The organism is Algoriphagus sp. AGSA1, assembly GCF_021390545.1.
Lineage (GTDB): Bacteria > Bacteroidota > Bacteroidia > Cytophagales > Cyclobacteriaceae > Algoriphagus.
In genome coordinates this window covers 1-1,633 of sequence record NZ_JAJUWR010000091.1, presented here as the reverse complement: position 1 = coordinate 1,633, position 1,633 = coordinate 1, and the positions used below count along the sequence as shown (strand labels likewise).

Annotated in this window: 2 rRNA genes; both read left to right on the top strand. The window is 52.0% G+C overall.

The features are described 5' to 3' along the window. Positions 1-109 (top strand): 16S ribosomal RNA (locus LZF95_RS26420); the annotation flags it as partial. 128 nt (positions 110-237) lie between these two features. After that, positions 238-1,633, top strand: a 23S ribosomal RNA gene (locus LZF95_RS26415); the annotation flags it as partial.

Genomic DNA, 1,633 nt, shown 5'->3' with positions numbered 1-1,633 from the left:
AGACCTGAAGGCAGTAACCGTCAAGGAGCTGTTTAGGGTAGAACCGGTAACTGGGGCTAAGTCGTAACAAGGTAGCCGTACCGGAAGGTGCGGCTGGAACACCTCCTTTCTGGAAAAGTCCCTGTCATCAGGAGTCTTACAATCACTTCAAACACGTACTATAAGCGTAGTAACAAAGTTCATTGACATGTTGAGCAGAAATTGTAACAGACGTGGTACTGGAGTACCACAAAAGTAGAGTAAGTGAACAAGGGCGCACGGGGGATGCCTAGGCTCTCAGAGGCGAGGAAGGACGTGATAAGCTGCGAAAAGCCACGGGGATCGGCCAATACGAATTGATCCGTGGATGTCCGAATGGGGCAACCCAGCCGATTTATCGGCTATTCCGCAAGGAAGGCGAACGTGGGGAACTGAAACATCTAAGTACCCATAGGAGGAGAAAATAACAATGATTCCGTGAGTAGTGGCGAGCGAAAGCGGAAGAGCCCAAACCGTTTATGTCACGGCATAGGCGGGGTTGTAGGACCTGTACAATCAAAGACGATCCGACGAGAACAGCGTGGGAAAGCTGACCGTAGGGGGTGAGAGTCCCGTATTGGAAGGATCGTCCGCGAGACGGGTATCCTGAGTAGGTCGGGACCGGAGAAATCCCGATTGAAACTGCCGGCACCATCCGGTAAGGCTAAATACTCCTGAGAGACCGATAGTGAACCAGTACCGTGAGGGAAAGGTGAAAAGTACCGTGAATAACGGGGTGAAACAGAACCTGAAACCGTGCGCTTACAAGCGGTCGGAGCCACTTTGTGTGGTGACGGCGTGCCTTTTGCATAATGAGCCTACGAGTTACTCCTCACCGGCAAGGGTAAGGCATTCAGTGCCGCACCCGGAGCGAAAGCGAGTCTGAAAGGGCGATTGAGTCGGTGGGGGTAGACGCGAAACCTAGTGATCTACCCATGGCCAGGTTGAAGTTGTGGTAACACACAATGGAGGACCGAACCGATAAACGTTGAAAAGTTTCCGGATGAGCTGTGGGTAGGGGTGAAAGGCTAATCAAACTGGGAAATAGCTCGTACTCCCCGAAATGTTTTTAGGAACAGCGTCGTGGATTGTATGACGGAGGTAGAGCTACCGATAGGACTAGGGGGAGTCAAATCCTACCAAATCCTGACGAACTCCGAATGCCGTCATACAGAAGCGGCAGTGAGGGCTTGGGTGCTAAGGTCCAAGTCCGAGAGGGAAAGAACCCAGACCTTCCGCTAAGGTCCCCAAATCCATGTTAAGTTGAACAAAGGTGGTCCAGTTGCAGAGACAGCCAGGAGGTTAGCTTGGAAGCAGCTATTCCTTTAAAGAGTGCGTAACAGCTCACTGGTCGAGCGACAGGGCGTCGATAATAATCGGGCATCAAACATGGTACCGAAGCGAAGGATTATATCCCGATTTATCGGGAATAGTGGTAGGGGAGCATTCCAACGGCGGTGAATGTGGGGCGTCAGCCCTGCTGGAGCCTTTGGAAAAGCAAATGTAGGCATAAGTAACGATAATGCGGGCGAGAAACCCGCACACCGCAAGACCCAGGTTTCCTGATCAACGCTAATCGGATCAGGGTTAGTCGGGACCTAACGCGAACCCGAGA